Source organism: Paraburkholderia sp. 32 (assembly GCF_050435345.1).
Taxonomy (GTDB): Bacteria; Pseudomonadota; Gammaproteobacteria; order Burkholderiales; family Burkholderiaceae; genus Paraburkholderia; species Paraburkholderia tuberum.
Window position 1 is genome coordinate 1,671,596 of the sequence record NZ_JBNDKD010000001.1, and the last position, 15,281, is coordinate 1,686,876.

At 55.4% G+C, this 15,281-nt stretch carries 12 protein-coding genes and 4 pseudogenes; 8 read left to right on the top strand and 8 right to left on the bottom strand.

Going from position 1 to position 15,281, the window contains the following annotated elements:
- Positions 1–255: 255 nt before the first annotated feature.
- Together OKW26_RS07900 and OKW26_RS07905 are read right to left on the bottom strand one after the other, a co-directional pair.
- Positions 256–588 (bottom strand): alpha/beta fold hydrolase, encoded by a 333-nt coding sequence (locus tag OKW26_RS07900; RefSeq protein ID WP_429353191.1) that lies wholly within the window; start codon positions 586–588, stop codon positions 256–258.
- 115 nt (positions 589–703) lie between these two features.
- Positions 704–1,120 carry an alpha/beta fold hydrolase gene (locus OKW26_RS07905; protein ID WP_429353192.1) on the bottom strand — a complete coding sequence of 139 codons (417 nt, stop codon included), beginning with the start codon at positions 1,118–1,120 and terminating at the stop codon, positions 704–706.
- 119 nt (positions 1,121–1,239) lie between these two features.
- Here OKW26_RS07905 and OKW26_RS07910 point away from each other — a divergent pair, with 119 nt between their 5' ends.
- Positions 1,240–1,941: an IS6 family transposase gene (locus tag OKW26_RS07910; protein WP_429353193.1), complete on the top strand. Its 702-nt coding sequence runs from the start codon at positions 1,240–1,242 to the stop codon at positions 1,939–1,941.
- Between the two features lie 412 nt (positions 1,942–2,353).
- Here the strand turns inward: OKW26_RS07910 and ilvC are convergent, their stop codons facing one another.
- Entirely contained in the window at positions 2,354–3,370 is a 1,017-nt protein-coding gene (gene ilvC, locus OKW26_RS07915) for a ketol-acid reductoisomerase (RefSeq protein WP_429353194.1), read from the bottom strand.
- Between the two features lie 702 nt (positions 3,371–4,072).
- Between ilvC and OKW26_RS07920 the strand changes: the two are divergent.
- Both OKW26_RS07920 and OKW26_RS07925 read left to right on the top strand, forming a co-directional pair.
- Positions 4,073–4,369: pseudogene (locus tag OKW26_RS07920) on the top strand (integrase core domain-containing protein); the annotation flags it as partial.
- A gap of 48 nt (positions 4,370–4,417) precedes the next feature.
- Positions 4,418–4,648, top strand: coding sequence for a transposase (locus tag OKW26_RS07925; protein ID WP_429353195.1), 231 nt, complete (start codon positions 4,418–4,420; stop codon positions 4,646–4,648).
- A 322-nt stretch (positions 4,649–4,970) separates the two neighbouring features.
- On the opposite strand, the gene OKW26_RS07930 is transcribed toward OKW26_RS07925, so the two are convergent.
- The gene (locus tag OKW26_RS07930) at positions 4,971–6,683 is read right to left on the bottom strand and encodes a methyl-accepting chemotaxis protein (RefSeq protein ID WP_429353196.1); all 1,713 of its coding nucleotides are present in this window, start codon (positions 6,681–6,683) and stop codon (positions 4,971–4,973) included.
- 370 nt (positions 6,684–7,053) lie between these two features.
- Here OKW26_RS07930 and OKW26_RS07935 point away from each other — a divergent pair, with 370 nt between their 5' ends.
- The 3 genes and pseudogenes from OKW26_RS07935 to OKW26_RS07945 all read left to right on the top strand — a co-directional run bounded on the left by OKW26_RS07935 (position 7,054) and on the right by OKW26_RS07945 (position 8,977).
- On the top strand, positions 7,054–7,521 hold the full coding sequence (locus tag OKW26_RS07935; RefSeq protein WP_429353197.1) for an MEKHLA domain-containing protein: 468 nt from the start codon (positions 7,054–7,056) through the stop codon (positions 7,519–7,521).
- 599 nt (positions 7,522–8,120) lie between these two features.
- A pseudogene (locus tag OKW26_RS07940) lies at positions 8,121–8,371 on the top strand (transposase); the annotation flags it as partial.
- Positions 8,345–8,977: pseudogene (locus tag OKW26_RS07945) on the top strand (IS5 family transposase). The pseudogenes OKW26_RS07940 and OKW26_RS07945, both read left to right, overlap by 27 nt.
- 482 nt (positions 8,978–9,459) lie before the next feature.
- Here the strand turns inward: OKW26_RS07945 and OKW26_RS07950 are convergent.
- The 4 genes and pseudogenes from OKW26_RS07950 to OKW26_RS07965 all read right to left on the bottom strand — a co-directional run.
- Positions 9,460–10,431 carry a LysR family transcriptional regulator gene (locus tag OKW26_RS07950; RefSeq protein ID WP_429353198.1) on the bottom strand — a complete coding sequence of 324 codons (972 nt, stop codon included), beginning with the start codon at positions 10,429–10,431 and terminating at the stop codon, positions 9,460–9,462.
- Between the two features lie 491 nt (positions 10,432–10,922).
- Positions 10,923–11,402 (bottom strand): TetR/AcrR family transcriptional regulator, encoded by a 480-nt coding sequence (locus tag OKW26_RS07955; protein WP_429353199.1) that lies wholly within the window; start codon positions 11,400–11,402, stop codon positions 10,923–10,925.
- Positions 11,403–11,579: 177 nt separating this feature from the next.
- Positions 11,580–11,819, bottom strand: coding sequence for a transposase (locus OKW26_RS07960; RefSeq protein ID WP_429354193.1), 240 nt, complete (start codon positions 11,817–11,819; stop codon positions 11,580–11,582).
- A 54-nt stretch (positions 11,820–11,873) separates the two neighbouring features.
- Positions 11,874–12,361, bottom strand: a pseudogene (locus tag OKW26_RS07965) (transposase); the annotation flags it as partial.
- A gap of 441 nt (positions 12,362–12,802) precedes the next feature.
- Between OKW26_RS07965 and OKW26_RS07970 the strand changes: the two are divergent.
- Positions 12,803–13,651 (top strand): enoyl-CoA hydratase/isomerase family protein, encoded by an 849-nt coding sequence (locus OKW26_RS07970; RefSeq protein ID WP_429353200.1) that lies wholly within the window; start codon positions 12,803–12,805, stop codon positions 13,649–13,651.
- A 245-nt stretch (positions 13,652–13,896) separates the two neighbouring features.
- Positions 13,897–14,766: an SDR family oxidoreductase gene (locus OKW26_RS07975; RefSeq protein ID WP_429353201.1), complete on the top strand. Its 870-nt coding sequence runs from the start codon at positions 13,897–13,899 to the stop codon at positions 14,764–14,766.
- Positions 14,767–15,281 lie beyond the last annotated feature (515 nt).

The window sequence follows — 15,281 nt, forward strand, 5'->3', positions numbered from 1 at the left end:
ATGAAAAACTGATGAACCCGCACATCATGTGTTCCTACACAGCAAGAAGTATCTGCTAAAAAGACAACATCAATGACAGCGGCCAACATTGCCAACGTGGAGCAGGGGCAGCAGTCGGTGGTGCCCCCAGAAAGTGCCTTCAAACGCTATTCGGCGCGGAACCCAGCGTCGATTTCAGGGCGTGAAATGTGAGCAACCGTGTTGACCAATGTCTTGGCGGCTGCGGCTAGCGCAATGGCCACCATGGCACGATGATCAAAACCAGCAGCTTTCACTGCCATGATATCGCTGTCGGATACCTGAGTTCGGTTGGTAGCGATTGCTGCGGCAAACCGACGGACTGATTCTAGCTTTGGATCTGCGATTGAACCACACCGTGGCCTCTCCAAGTTCACCAAATAGCGCGGTGCCTTGAGCGGTGTCCAGAGTCTTGGCGAGAAACGCCCGGATGATTCCGGCGATCTCATCAAGATGCGTTTCCAGCGGGAAGTGACCTGCATCGACAAGATGAATTTCGGCAGCCGGGATATCGCAGCGATAGGCCTCGGCGCCGGCGGGCAGGAAGAACGGATCGTTTCTTCCCCACACTGCCAGAGTGGGCGGGCGATGAGTACGTAAGTATTCATGGAACTGAGGATATGCGGCTACGTTTGACTTGTAGTCTCCAAACAGGTCGAGCTGGATTTCCGCATTCGCTGGCCGGTCAAGGAAAATGCTGGTCGAGCGTATAAGTTTCGGGGGCGATCAGGGATACATCTGCTTCACCGTACGTATATTGCCATGACGTCGTTTCGGCCCTAAGGAATGCGCGCGGATTGTTCCGATTCGCCTCATTCGCAGCCTCCCAGTAAGCACGGATGGGATTCCAGCCGTCGCTGAGGCCGTCTTCATATGCGTTTCCGTTTTGCGAAATAAGGGCGGTCATTCTCTCAGGCCGCGAGATAGCAAGGCGAAAACCCACCGGCGCGCCGTAGTCAAACACATAAAGCGCATAACGCTTCAATTCAATTGCATCAGTGAAATCTTCGATGACCTCGGCGAGATGGTCGAAGGTGTGGTCGAACACTTTCGCGTCCGGCGCAGAAGAAAACCCGGAACCGGGTAGATCTGGAGCGACCACGCGATATTTGTCTGCCAGCCGGGCTATCAATCCACGATATTGATGGCTGGATGTCGGAAAGGCTTTGTCGCAATACGGGATCTGCTAAGCTGAAGGCCCGAGGACGAACGATCTGATCGATGAAGCAGAGCTTGAGTCCGGCTGTAGCGAAGGTGCTCAAGCGTCTGCACTATCCGCTTGATGTCATTCTTCTGTGCGTGCGCTGGTACGTTGCGTATCCGTTAAGTCTGCGCCACCTCGAGCAGATGATGGCCGAGCGGGGCATTTCGGTTGACCATTCGACCGTGCATCGCTGGGCGCTCAAACTGTTGCCGGTGCTGGAGAAAGCGTTCCGGCGCTGCAAGCGGGCAGTCGGCAAGAGCTGGCGTATGGAAGAAACGAACATTCGGGTCAGGGGCGAATGGAAATATCTGTATCGCGCCGTGGACAAGACTGGCAACACGATCGATTTCCTGCTGCGAGCCCATCGTGACAAGATTGCGGCCCGGCGCTACTTCGAAAAGGCAATCGCGCAGAACGGCGAGCTGGAGACCGTGACGATTGATAAGAGCGGATCAAATCTGGCGGCGCTACAGGCGCTCAATGTTGAACGTGAGACGCCGATCAGGATCCGCCAGAAGAAGTACCTGAACAATGTCATCGAGCAGGATCACCGTGCCATCAAGCGTCGCACCCGGCCGATGCTGGGGTTCAAGAGTTTTCGATGTGCACGCATCATACTCGGCGGCATCGAGTTCATGCACATGATCGTCAAAGCCCAGATGAAAGACGGCGGCATCGCGCTAACTCCCGCCCAGCAGTTCTACTCGTTGGCTGCATAAGTATTCCTCATCATCTCGGATTTGTTTGACTCGACTTCCTTATCGCGACAAAACCCTTTCCGCGCCTTCCCCCGCTCGCACTGAAGTGCTCGATTTTGCCATTGGCAATCACTGGTGGTCGACAGAAATCCCTTAATAGTATCTTTGAATGTGTAATTCGTCAGAGCGTCCATTCGCTCGAGCGCAAGTCCAGACAACATACCCGCACATTTTGCGCTTGTCTCATGACGATCTACGACGACAACAACATGTACCGCAGCCGGTAACGCATCCACGAGTTGGCCACAGCGTAGGAGTGCGACGTTCGCTGCGGCTGTTCCGTCTTAGAAACAACGTATTCGAGACTGGTTTCATCGTATTTCAAATCTTCGAAGGCGCGGCATGTCGTCGCGCCCACACCGCACAAATACAATCAGTTCTTCGACTGGTCCACCAGCTTGTTCTTGGCGATCCACGGCATCATCGCGCGCAGCTTCGCACCAACCTGTTCGATCTGATGCTCAGCCGTCAGGCGTCGGCGCGATTGCAGCGTCGGCGCGCCAGCCTTGTTTTCGATGATGAAGCTCTTTGCGTACTCGCCGGTCTGAATGTCGGTCAACACTGCCTTCATCGCCTTCTTTGTTTCGGCCGTAACGATACGCGGACCCGATACGTACTCGCCGTATTCGGCGTTGTTCGAGATTGAGTAATTCATGTTGGCGATGCCGCCTTCATAGATCAGGTCGACGATCAGCTTCAGTTCATGCAGGCATTCGAAGTACGCCATTTCCGGTGCGTAGCCGGCTTCCACCAGCGTTTCGAAGCCGGCCTTGATCAGGTCGATCGTACCGCCGCATAGCACAGCCTGTTCGCCGAATAGGTCAGTTTCGGTCTCTTCGCGAAAGTTCGTCTCGATAATACCGGCACGGCCACCGCCATTCGCTGCAGCGTATGACAGGGCAATGTCACGTGCTGCCCCCGACCTGTCCTGCGCTACAGCGACCAGATGGGGCACGCCGCCACCTTGCGTGTATGTACTGCGCACCGTGTGACCGGGAGCCTTCGGGGCGATCATGATGACGTCGAGGTCAGCACGCGGGATTACTTGGCCGTAGTGCACGTTGAAGCCGTGCGCGAAAGCCAGCGCCGCACCTTGCTTGGCGTTGGCGTGCACTTCCTTTGTGTACACGTCCGCGACGTGCTCGTCCGGCAGCAGCATCATGACGATGTCTGCGCCCTTCACCGCGTCGGCCACTTCCTTTACCTCCAGGCCAGCGCTTTCAGCCTTATTCCATGATGCGCCGCCCTTGCGCAGACCCACCGTCACACTCACGCCGCTTTCCTTCAGATTAAGCGCGTGAGCATGGCCTTGCGAGCCATAGCCTATGATAGTCACTTGCTTGCTCTTGATGAGTGAAACGTTTGCGTCTTTTTCGTAGAAAACTTTCATTTTCGATTCCTTAAGCAATATCGCGATGCTCGCTTGCGGCTTCGATAGCCGTGTCGAGCTGGACCAGTTCCATTAGCTAACTTCTTATAATTCGTAAAAAGGGGCTTGCTGGTTACAGAGGGATGAAAACTTTCGACGACGATCGGATGTGCTACATACACACCTCGGTGTTTGGGGCTCAATCGCAATCGAGTCGCCGACAGGTCCATCGCTCGTCGTGAACAGAAGTCGACTGGATGTCTGCCACTCCTGTCCGCATCCCGGTGCAAGGCCACTATCGTGCCCTCAAGCTAACAGCAAGAAAAAGCCGTTTTTCGTGCGGCTACGTGACGTAGCATTCATGCGGCGTGTAGAAGTGCGACGCATGAGCGCTGGCTTGCCGGCCCAAGCGGCTTGCGAAAGGACCACTGGTCGCGGCCGCAACGTCACGCATCTCAACAGGGACAACCAGTTGCCTTGCAAAACCAATCTGCATGTGCAGATTTGTGCATCTTGAAACGAACGGTGCATGCTTGGTACGGGGAATTCGCAGGTTCAATTCGAGTAGCTCGGATTCGCTGGGCGAGGTAAACATCGTTGCGCTTATAGTGATCGGTGGGGTAATCCGAAGATAGGCCAGCTGTGGTGATTGCCTGCGTTGGACGGAGATGATCGAGCCATATTTCCTCTTCCCGCCCACACCTAGAAAATTACAAGTAGCCTAGCATTCGCTATAGCGAACGACTGGCCGAAGCGGGCATCGAGCCCTCGGTTGGTAGCCGTGGCGACAGTTACGACAACGCACTGGCCGAGACAATCAACGGTTTGTACAAGGCCGAACTGATTCATCGCCGGACCTGGAAAACACGGGAGCCCGTCGAGTTGGCAACGCTGGAATGGGTGGCCTGGTTCAATCATCATCGATTGATGGGGCCACTCGGCTACATCCCGCCTGCCGAAGCTGAGGCAAACTACTATCGAGAACTTGAAACACCGGTCGCCGAAACCGCATTAACTTAAACCAACCAGCCTCAAGATTCCCGGGGCGGTTCAGACCGAGTCAGCCATTTGTTTCCCCACGACGTGAAGCGACGATTTGGTCACTCAGCACATGACCCACGGCATATACTGAACGCAATTCTTTGGGTCGTCATGCGGCGTGAAAAGTGGCACCGATTGCCGGCCTGCTTTCCGCCATCGCAGACGTGCTATATCAAATGGTTGCAATGGGAGCGCTCAGGTCTTATGGCGAGGGTACTCGATGCACTAGAAGACGCAGAGAACCGTGATGATCAATAACGTCATGGCCGTCGGGCAAGCCTTACGATTGCGGAGCACATGAATTGATTGGAAGTGGAGATCGGTCGTATGATTCTCCACTTTTATCTGCTGGTAGGTCGACAGCGTAAGCCAGAACTCGTATTGCACTCTAGCAAACATGTTCGGGCGTGGACAAAAGTTCCGTCAACTTGTGCCCATGACGGGCGATGACGCTCGGCGCAGAAATGCGCATACTCCAGCCGCGTCGCGATGCTTGTTTCGCTGCACCGGTGTTTGAGAGCCAGAGTTGCTCTCTCCACCGGGGCGCTATCTCGGAGAATCGCCTAACTTTCAATTTGGCTTAAAATGTTTGCCATTCTGCAGCTTCATCGGTGTTCTCAACTGCCGTCGTCTTGTCAGCGATGATGGTCGGAGCCGTCTTTCTCGTTGCTGAGCGGGAGATGGGCGCAGGGTAGGCGAGCGGTGCCGACAGAAGAGTTTTCCTCGACTTTGCAATTTGTACTGTCGTCGAAGACTCTGGGGCAGTCTTGAGTACGGCCACCGCACTTTGCAAGGCTTGTGCCTGTTCAGTCATCGATTGAGCTGCGGCTGAGGCTTCTTCAACCAACGCTGCATTTTGCTGGGTCACCTGATCCATCTGAATGACCGCCTGGTTGACCTGTTCGATACCCGTGCGCTGCTCTTCCGAGGCCGACGATATTTCGCCGATAATGTCGGCAACGCGTTTAACAGACTCAACGACTTCATTGATCGTGCTGCCAGCTTCTTCAACGAGCTTTGAGCCAGCGTTCGCCCGGCTTACCGATTCGCCGATCAGCTCCTTAATTTCTTTGGCTGCCGTCGCGCTTCGCTGGGCGAGAGTGCGTACCTCGCCTGCTACCACGGCAAAACCGCGTCCCTGTTCGCCGGCACGGGCAGCTTCGACTGCTGCGTTAAGCGCAAGGATATTGGTTTGGAATGCAATCCCTTCAATCACCGCGATGATCTCACCAACCTTGCTGGAGCTGTCGGAGATCCCATGCATCGTGTCAACCACCAGCCCGACCACCTCTCCGCCACGTAGCGCTACCTCAGACGCGGTATTCGCCAGCGTGGTAGCCTGCCTCGCATTATCCGCGTTCTGTCGGACGGTAGCCGTAAGCTCTTCCATGCTCGAAGCGGTTTCTTCCAGAGAAGCAGCCTGTTCTTCCGTACGCTGGGACAGGTCGGTGTTGCCCGTTGCGATTTGACGCGACGCAACGCTGACCGAGGTGGCCGAGAGCCCGACGTCGGCGACAACCTCCGCGACGCGAGCGAGCAATGCGTTGAATGCAGTGGCAGTAAGTCCGATCTCGTCCATTCGGACGACCTTCGCCCTACAGGTCAGGTCCAGTGATTGGCTTACTTGCTGTAAGGTCCGCTGGATGCCATTCAGGCCAGAGTTGATTGAGCGATAAAGCCGTAGACCCATAGTGCCACTAACCAGCAGTGCCAGCGCAATGCAGCTAAGCAACAGCCACAAGGCCTGTGAATATGCGTCGTCATTCGCAGCACGCAGATCATTGCTGAGCTTGCGATTATAGTCGATATGACTATTCAAAACTGCGTTCAGCTTAGCTCCATCGCGCGCCATATCGATGGTCAGCGACACTCTCGCGTCATTGAGGTCGCCACTTCGCACCTTCGCCTGGAAGCCTTGTAGGGTCGCCCGGAAGGCGGTCAGATTTGTCTTGTCGGTCTCGAGCATCTGACGGTCAGTGTCGTTCGAGACGTCGTCTCGCCCGTAGGTTGCAATATGCTGATCGATGCTTTTATTTAGTTCGTCAATGCTCTGTTGAGTTGTTGTCCTGCCGACGTCATCAGCAACCAGGAAGTACCGTGCGGACAACCGGGCGAGGTCGCTTGCCTCAAGTTTGACCTCGTTCAATTCCGTGATGCTCGGGAGAATGTTTTCCTGAACATACTCGAAGCGTTGCTGTGCTAGATAGATCCACCAAAGCCCGGTACACCCGACTAGAATGAGAGCGAGCAGAGTGATGGATAGCGTGAGAAGCAGGCGTCTGGAAAGGGTCATAGGGGATGTCCGTGGGTGACAATATCCTTTATCGACAAAATTTTTCTCAGATTTAGCTTGCGGAAGGGATTTATTCGCAGCCAAGGAAAATTTAACATTGGCCAACTTACAGGTTATGTCGCTGGCGTACGGCGATAAAACTATGTTGTATTAGAATAAAACAACAAAATATTTAAAAATTGAGATTTAATTTCAATTAAATCGAAGAATAACGATCGTTGCCCACGGCCGTTTCGCAATTTTTGGCGGCCGGATGAGTAGTCGCCGCCGCACGATTCTTTGGATGACGAAATGACAGCAATCTCACATGAAAATGCGGTATCGTTAGCGGCTCCACCCATCGCAGCAGACCGTTGACCCTGCGTTAAAAATGTTCCAGATAATCTCACGCCAATGCGATCCAGTTTTCTATCAACTTCTTGCCGACAGCTACATCCGGTTGGTAGGTCGTCCTCTCCTGCCGCAGGACATGCCGGCAAACGAGGCTGCCGAATGGCTATACGCAAGTGCACCTTTCACAGTGCTTGCGCACAACACCGATTCGGATCCAGTCTTTATCTACGCAAATCTGGCCGCTCAACGGCGCTTCGGATATGACTGGGACGAAATCACACGACTACCGTCCCGACTGTCAGCTGAGGCCCCGAATCGTGAGGAGCGGCAAGCATTCCTGTCCCGTGTACAGCTACGCGGCTACGAAGAAGGCTACCGAGGTGTGCGAGTAACGAAGACAGGGCAACGTTTCATGATCGAGGAAGCCACGCTTTGGCAGCTTCTCGATTCAACCGGTAAGCTGCACGGCCAGGCAGTTATCGTTCCGCGCACCCTAGACCTATGACATTTTGTGCGTCGTTGGCCCTCTGCACCAGAAGCAGCCGGACGAGAGTCCGGTGAGCCTTCGGGAAGCTGGTACTGCGCGTGCGAAGGTAATACCAGACGAACTTCAAAAATAGCCGAGAGCTCGACTGGACGAGCGGAGCGTAAAACCTGCGTAGCATTTGACGAGAACGAAACAAGCTGAACGGTGATTGGCGATCGCTCCCGCTTGCGCGTCCGGAACGTTTTCAATCGGCGTACTCAGAACATCTCTCGCAAATTAGTTATAGCTCTCGATGTGTCAAAAGGTAGGCTCCAACGTCAATCGGATTGATGGATGTCAGACGAACAGGTAAATATGATCGACCGCTCCTCGATTCAAGTTTACGCCTAGTTACGGCGTTGTTGCAGAAATCAGGCTGCTTCGCGGGGTCTTGACGTTTACGCGCAACGCTCGGGTTGACCAGGATGTTAACTTCACTTCGAACTGCGTAGATTCTTGCTTTTTTCGCCGAGAAGATGCGCAAGGACAAACGCAAGGCAAGCGAGCCCAAAGGGGCGTACCGCGTCAGGAACTGGCGAGAATACAACGCCGGTTTGATCGCGAGAGGCGACGTGACCATGTGGATTGATGAAAGCGTACTGACGCAGGTATCCGAGGCTGGCCCGACCAGGCGCGGCCGACCGCATGTTTACAGTGATGCGGCGATCCAGATGCTGCTCGGCCTCAAGCAGGTTTTTCAGCTGCCGCTGCGCGCTCTGCAGGGCTTCGCGATCAGCTGGGCAAACTCGCCTACCCGGGCTTGCCGGTACCGAATTACACGACCTTGAGCCGTCGCGCACAGATGCTGTGGGTTGTACTGCCCATTCAGCGCCCCGATGCTCCCTTGCACCTGGTGATCGACAGCACTGGACTGAAGGTGTACGGCGAAGGCGAGTGGAAGGTGCGCAAGCACGGCTATTCGAAGCGCCGGACATGGCGCAAGGTGCATCTCGCGATGAACGCGAACACCGGCTAGATATGCGCCGCGCTGATGACGCATCAGGACGAAGGCGATGGCGAAGTGTTGCCCGAACTGCTCGACCAGATTCCGGCTGACGTGCTGATCGATACCATCGGTGGCGACGGCGCCTACGACACCAGGCCGTGCCACGCGCAGATCGCCGCGCGCGGCGCGATCCCATCGATTCCGCCACGTGAGGGAGCGAGACCGTGGCCTGCCAGCACGCCCGGTGCCGCTTGGCGCAATGCCGCTATCGATGCGATCGAGCGCAGCAGCAGGCGCGAATGGAAGCAGGCAACCGGCTACCACCGGCGCTCGCTGGCCGAGACCTTGATGTACCGGCTCAAGGTGCTCACGGGTCCCTGCCTGTGGGCGCGGCAGACCGGCTCGCAGGCAACCGAGGTGTCGATTCGTGCAGGTGTCCTCAACCGCATGGTAGCCCTCGCTCGCCCGCAGTCCGTCCGTATCGCCTGAGATTGAAAGCACAGAGGTCATGTTGTCTCTACGCCTGATTTACGCAACAACGCCCATATGCTTGCATCGCTCTTGCGTGGTGACACCAAGATATCAATGCGTTATCTGGCGGCCATCTGTTTCAAGAGATTCGTGCAAGCATTGACTTCCCGTAGCACAGCTTTGTGATGCTCGGGGGCAGAAATCGGCCGTCCATGAAGGCCATCATTTGCTCGACGCTGGCCCAGAACCTTGAAGTAATTTGAAAGCACCGCTCAGGTATCGACGGCGGCAGTGTGACATTCGTCAAATTGGTAATATGATTTTGCATGGCCTTCACGGTCGCTTTTAGCAGCTCTTTATCGAGCATTGGCTACTTTTTTCCACTATCGGCTCGCGCCTCGGATATTTACGTGACGAAAAAACGTCTGCCGCGATTAACCGCGAACCTTTGGTTTATTGTCGACCGTCTCAAATATGCCGACTTCCGGACTGCAGCACCGCTACAACGACGGTACCAGTTCGTTAAATTGATGTACAGCGGAAGGAGCTGTTTGGGTACATTCTGACGAACTCGCACCGAAGCATTGATTGAACAGTCCTGCAGCCCATTCGACAAATACCCGAACTCTCCCAACAAGGTGCCTGTCAGGCGCATATTGAACAGAAATCGGAACTGGTAATGGCTTCCACTGCGGCAAAACTTCCACCAACCGGGCTTCATCCAGATGGCGTTGAACGAGAAACTTGGGCGCCTGAATGAGGCCGGCGCCTGCGAGCCCGCATGCCACATACGCTTCGATGTCACTTAACGACAGCGAGCTCTTCATCCTTATTTCTTCGGGCGCACCGTCAATAACAAAATTGTGGGCGACGACACGAGCTGCGATGCTCGATTGGTAGTACACAGCAGTGTGATTCTGTAATTCGTCAAGATCCGTGGGTTTACCGTAACGTTCGAGGTAATCAGGGCTTGCGACAGTAAGCATCCTTGCCTCGGCTAACGGTCTATGCCTGGAATTGGTATCGTGTAGATATCCCGAGCAGATAGCGCAGTCCACGGTTGACTGTGCAAGATTCATCGGTCTGTCAATGAAGCCGATGGTTAGATCGATATCGGGATAGCGACTTTTGAATTCCATAATTCGCGGCGCAACAATCAAGCGACCGATCGAGCCAGGCATATCGACCCTCAGCAATCCTTTCGGCCCACGGCCCGTTTTTACCAGCGCATCTTCACATTCCCGTATATCGGAAAGAATGCGAACACAGTGCTCGTAATACTGCGCTCCTTCTGGCGTTAGACTAAGCCGACGAGTGGTGCGTTGCAGCAGGTTAACCTTGAGATGTGCCTCGAGGTTCTTGATCGTGATCGTAGCAGATGCCCTAGGCATGCCGAGCGCATCCGCAGCCCGTGAAAAGCTGTTCATCTCGACAATCTTGAGGAAAGTCTGCATTGCCTGAAGCCGATCCATGCCACTCCTTGATTGATACCAAATCCACGCGCACGGAGCTCTAGCGTCACGATTGCTAGGCGCCGATTATTCGAAATCAATGTAACTATTCTGGATTATAACCACTTATCAGATTTGGCGTAGGACAGCCCAGCCGGCGGTTCGCTACCGAAAGATTCGAGTGAGATCGTGACCGTCGAGATGCGACGTTGGGCGAAAAGCAGGCTGGATAGACCAGTGGAGATCCGATCCCATATGTGAGACCTTGTAACGCTCCGTCGTGGTCTGAAACTGTGGCTGGAAGCAAGCTCCGCCTTGGACATCGACCGCCGCGAGGGTTGCGGAGAGGGCGGCAGCCCGACCGTATTTCGATAACTAACGTCCGAAGCTTTGATCGCGGAGACGGCGCCCAAGTATCACCACACGGGCGCGGCCGTAAATACCTTCCGGTCCCTTGAATTTCTGTGCAGTTGCACAGATAAGCGCGAACGGTTACTTGAAGATGGCCTTTGTTATGCGGCGGCGGCTCGTGACTTTTTCGCGGGGAAAAGGGAGATCAGCTCCGTCGCTGCTGCACTAAGAATCTGGCGGGATAACTTGGGATCTGCAACCGCGCGAGCCAACCCAATCGCGCCGATATAAGTGCTATAGATCAGTATCGCTTTCGCCCGGAGGTTTCCCTCGGTGCCCTCTGGCATCTGTTTTTCAAGAAGGGCAAGACTGGCCTCCAGACGCTGCGCATAAATCGCTTTCGCATCGTCGGTTGTTCGGGCGGTGTCGTTGACCAGCAAAGCTAGGGGACACCCGCTTTCAAGTTCATCCCGATGCGCTTCCGAGAGATACGTTTGGATACTTTTCTTCAGGGTTGGTTGCGCCGTCAACACGGAATGGTCCATTTCTTCGCAGGCAGCAGCCAGTGCCTCAACGACGAGGTCGTCACGTGACGCAAAATGCTTGTAAAAGCCGCCGACCGTTAAGCCGGCCTCGCTCATGATATCCGCAACGCTGATGGCTTCCAGGTCTAGTTCACGAAAGCGACGCGACGCCCACTATCCGCTGGTGCGTCTCGGCCTTTTCGGCTTGGGAATACCCCATAATTTGCTCTCCTCGACAAAAATTGTGATAGAGAAACATAATAATCCACATGACGCGTTTTCGTTAGCCAGCAATCACATCATTTGCAGCTGCCGGTTCTCACGACGCAGCTTCGTCAGCTCCTGCCGTTCGGCCGTGGTCAGCCCGTCATGACGCACACCAGCGTCACGATCGGCCTGCGCGACCCAGTTGTAGATGGTCTGCGCCGTCGGCTCGAACTCTTTTTCCAGGTCTTCCGGTCTGCGCCCGGCCCTCACCAGCTCGACCATGTGCGCCCGGAACTCTGCCGGGTATGGCGTACGATGTCTGCCCATTTTCGGCACCTCCTTCTCCAAAGAATAGGTGTCCGTTTTGCCGGGTCAATTTCACAGCAGGCGCGCCAGCATCCGTGCACCGGCAAATGGGAACTCCAGATGCAGTTCGTCGATCCGTCGCATCAGACGCTGATCGACTTCGCTGACAGGCCGCGCCCGGTAATACGCGCTCGATCTCGCGATACCAACAAGCCGGACTTGCTGCGAAACCGGCAACGCATGGCCACGGTCAATCATCGCTTTGCGCTCAGCAATCCCGCCTTGGTGAGCGCACCGCGTAAAAAATCATTTTCCAGGCTGAGTTGGCCGATCTTGGCGTGCAGGGTCTTCACGTCCACCGGTGGCTCGCTCGACACCGGGCCGGCCGCACCGAACACGTCAGCCGCACGCTCCTGCAACTGCCGTTTCCATTCCGTGATCTGGTTCGGATGCAAATCGAACTGCTGCGCCAGTTCGGCGAGCGTGCGGTCGCCCTTGACTGCCGCCAGGGCCACTTTCGCTTTGAACGCCGCTGAGTGCGTGCGTCGGGTTCGTTTCGTCATTTCCTCGGTTCCTTTGCCTGCATTATCGCTGGCTCAGGCCCCGGCCGTTCCACTTATCCCGCTGTCCGATTTTGCGCGACCAACTCTCTGCGCAGTGGCCCGAATTACCGGAAGAAGGGGCTGCGGCGACTGTTGCTGGATATTCTGCGGGGACGCGTCGTCCGCCTGGTGCTAGTCACGCAGGATCGGCTGCCAGAAGCGTGCTCTAGGTCCTGCAAAGACCGTGGGGATGTATTGAACTCATTCCGAACAGACGGAACAGCCCTGGTACCACCAATCGCGAGCTACGCCAGGCGGTCGCGCGACTTCTGATACCTTCGTGCAATGGACGGTCTGTTCACACAGTGACAATATGCGTCTATCAAAGTGGCATCCATAAGGATGCGTCACTTCAGGGTATGTCATTTGAAATGAAGGCGCAACGCATTGACGGAGGCAGCTGTGACTGTAGAACGTCGTCTCAAGATAACTAAGGTCACTCCGAACTACTGGTCTGTGTTGATCAACAATCCGCCAATCAATCTCTATGATCCAGAGATGTTTGCGGAGATCAATGTGTTGCTTGATGAACTGGAACGCGATAAGGATGTCCAGGTCATCGTGCTCGAGAGCGCCAATCCAGATTTTTGGGTCGCGCACTATGACTTCAATCGCGCTGATGTGATGCCGGACATGCCTGGTGCGGCGCCATATACCGAATGGCCACATATGGTGGCCCGTTTTGCACAGCAGCGAGTACTAAGTGTGGCAAAACTTCGTGGTCGGCTACGTGGCCAAGGTTCTGAGCTCGCGCTGGCGTGCGACATTCGGTTTGCATCAAAAGAAAAGACAATCCTTGGGCAACCTGAGGTCGGTGTCGGAGTAGTCCCTGGCGGCGGGGGCACTGAATGGCTTGCCACGCTCGTGGGTCGCTCGCGTGCGCTCGAGATTGTCTGTGGGGGCGATGACTTTGACGCGGACACGGCCGAACGATACGGTTGGATAAATCGATCTATCCCAGACGCCGAGCTTGACGCCTTTGTCGATAGGTTCGCGCGCCGCGTGGGTGGCTTCTTGAAGCGCCCGCTGGAGTTGGCAAAGAAGATTGTAAATGCGCAAGCAGTCTATCCCAACGAAGCCCAGCTTTGGAGCGGCACGCATGCGTTCCTGGGGACAACCGTCTGGCCAGAGAGTCAAGCGCGTCTCAAGCGGTTAATTGAGCTCGGATTCATGCAGCCGGGTGACATGGAAATGAACATGGGTGAACGTATCGCGCGTGAAGCCGATTTTAGTGATCTCCCCAGAAGCTGATGGTGGCGCTCGTCGAACATTGCATGTGCTGCTGCAACTATTTAACCGCTCTTATCGGGTTGCAGCAGTGCATGGCAAGATCGCTTGGTTGAGCAGGGTGAAGATTGAGCAGCCTATATTTTGAACGATCGCTACAGAAATCGATGCGGCACGAAATGTAAGGCCCTCTGCCCGCTTGTACTGGCAAGGGTCACAGAGAATTACTGGCTGGCCCCAACTAACTTGTAAGGTTGAAAGGAAACATCATGTCCAAGACGATTCTCATCACAGGCACGTCCAACGGCTTCGGCAATGACATTGCCAAAACTCTGGCTGCGGCCGGTCATCGTGTTTTCGCAACGATGCGCGATCTCAATGGCCGGCATAGCGAGGCTGCCCGAGATCTGAACTCGAAAGGTATCGAGACGATTGAACTCGACGTGACAGATGACGCGAGCGTTGATGCGGCGTTCAAGACGCTGTTCGATAAGACGGGGGGCATGCTGGATGTCCTGATCAACAATGCTGGTATCGCCGCTGGCGGGATTCAGGAGACATTCACTCCGGAACAAACGCGTGCAATGTTCGATGTCAACGTGTTCGGCATCCAGCGTGTGGTGCGCGCAGCGCTGCCGAGCATGCATAAGGTGAAAGCTGGTCTCATCGTCAATATTGGGTCCATTCTCGGTCGCGTGACGCTGCCGTTCTTCGCGTTGTATGGTGCATCGAAGCACGCAGTCGAAGCAGTGACGGAAGGTTACCGCTACGAGCTTTCGCAACAAGGCATTGATGTCGTGCTGATCCAGCCGGGTCCGTATCCGACGAAGCTGTACACGGCAATTCAAAAGCCGGCCGACGTCGGTCGTGCCGAAAGCTACGGTGATCTCCCCAAGCTTCAGACGGGTTTTGAGGAATTCCTGGGTGGTCTCTTCAGCTCTGAAGGCGCGCCCGATCCGCACGACGTCGCCAAGGCGATTGTCGAGTTGGTTGCGCAACCTAATGGCCAACGTCCCAACCGTGTCGTCGTCGGGCTGGACTTTGGTGCTATCGCTGTCAATACGGCGATTCAGCCGCTTCAAGCAAAGCTCGTCACGGACATCGGTATGCAACATCTCGATGCGCTGAAAAGCAACTGACGCTGAAATGACGTAGATGGACGCCAGGGCGGATGCCATAGCCATCTGTCCTGGCGGGTGGTTTAGATCGCTCGTCGTCGTGGACCCGTGAAGTGGAAGATGTATGACTCGTGATGTAACGGTCATCAGGCCATACGGGAAAAATGCGCAATGCGATGCCCAACGTAAGCAAAACTAGCAGGACGAGCAATGCTCTTTCGCTCCCCAGGCGACGCGCGAAACCGGGGGCGAGCGGCCCGAAGAGTCCAAAGCAAAGCGATGGCAAGGTAGTGAACAAGCTGGCGCCAGTGGGGGAGAGCCGTGTGTAGCGAACTGCCTCAAGCAGAATCGGGCCAACACTTGTAATAGGGGTTCGCAGCGAGAAAGCAATCAGGAAAAGGCTCACTGCCAATGCTACGCTGCGGGCGTGGGTACGCTGCTGCAGCGTACTACCGCCGGAGGTTTTGGCCGCGTCAACGCTATCACGCGTGGCTGCCGCTATCGTGGAAGCCGAGTGATGGGGCGGAGAAGGTTCG

Bases quoted from the DNA above. Each gene is read 5' to 3' on its own strand.
- OKW26_RS07910 (WP_429353193.1), top strand. From the start codon at position 1,240: ATGAAGCAGAGCTTGAGTCCGGCTGTAGCGAAGGTGCTCAAGCGTCTG.
- ilvC (WP_429353194.1), bottom strand. From the start codon at position 3,370: ATGAAAGTTTTCTACGAAAAAGACGCAAACGTTTCACTCATCAAGAGC.
- OKW26_RS07930 (WP_429353196.1), bottom strand. From the start codon at position 6,683: ATGACCCTTTCCAGACGCCTGCTTCTCACGCTATCCATCACTCTGCTC.
- OKW26_RS07935 (WP_429353197.1), top strand. From the start codon at position 7,054: ATGTTCCAGATAATCTCACGCCAATGCGATCCAGTTTTCTATCAACTT.
- OKW26_RS07950 (WP_429353198.1), bottom strand. From the start codon at position 10,431: ATGGATCGGCTTCAGGCAATGCAGACTTTCCTCAAGATTGTCGAGATG.
- OKW26_RS07955 (WP_429353199.1), bottom strand. From the start codon at position 11,402: ATGAGCGAGGCCGGCTTAACGGTCGGCGGCTTTTACAAGCATTTTGCG.
- OKW26_RS07960 (WP_429354193.1), bottom strand. From the start codon at position 11,819: ATGGGCAGACATCGTACGCCATACCCGGCAGAGTTCCGGGCGCACATG.
- OKW26_RS07975 (WP_429353201.1), top strand. From the start codon at position 13,897: ATGTCCAAGACGATTCTCATCACAGGCACGTCCAACGGCTTCGGCAAT.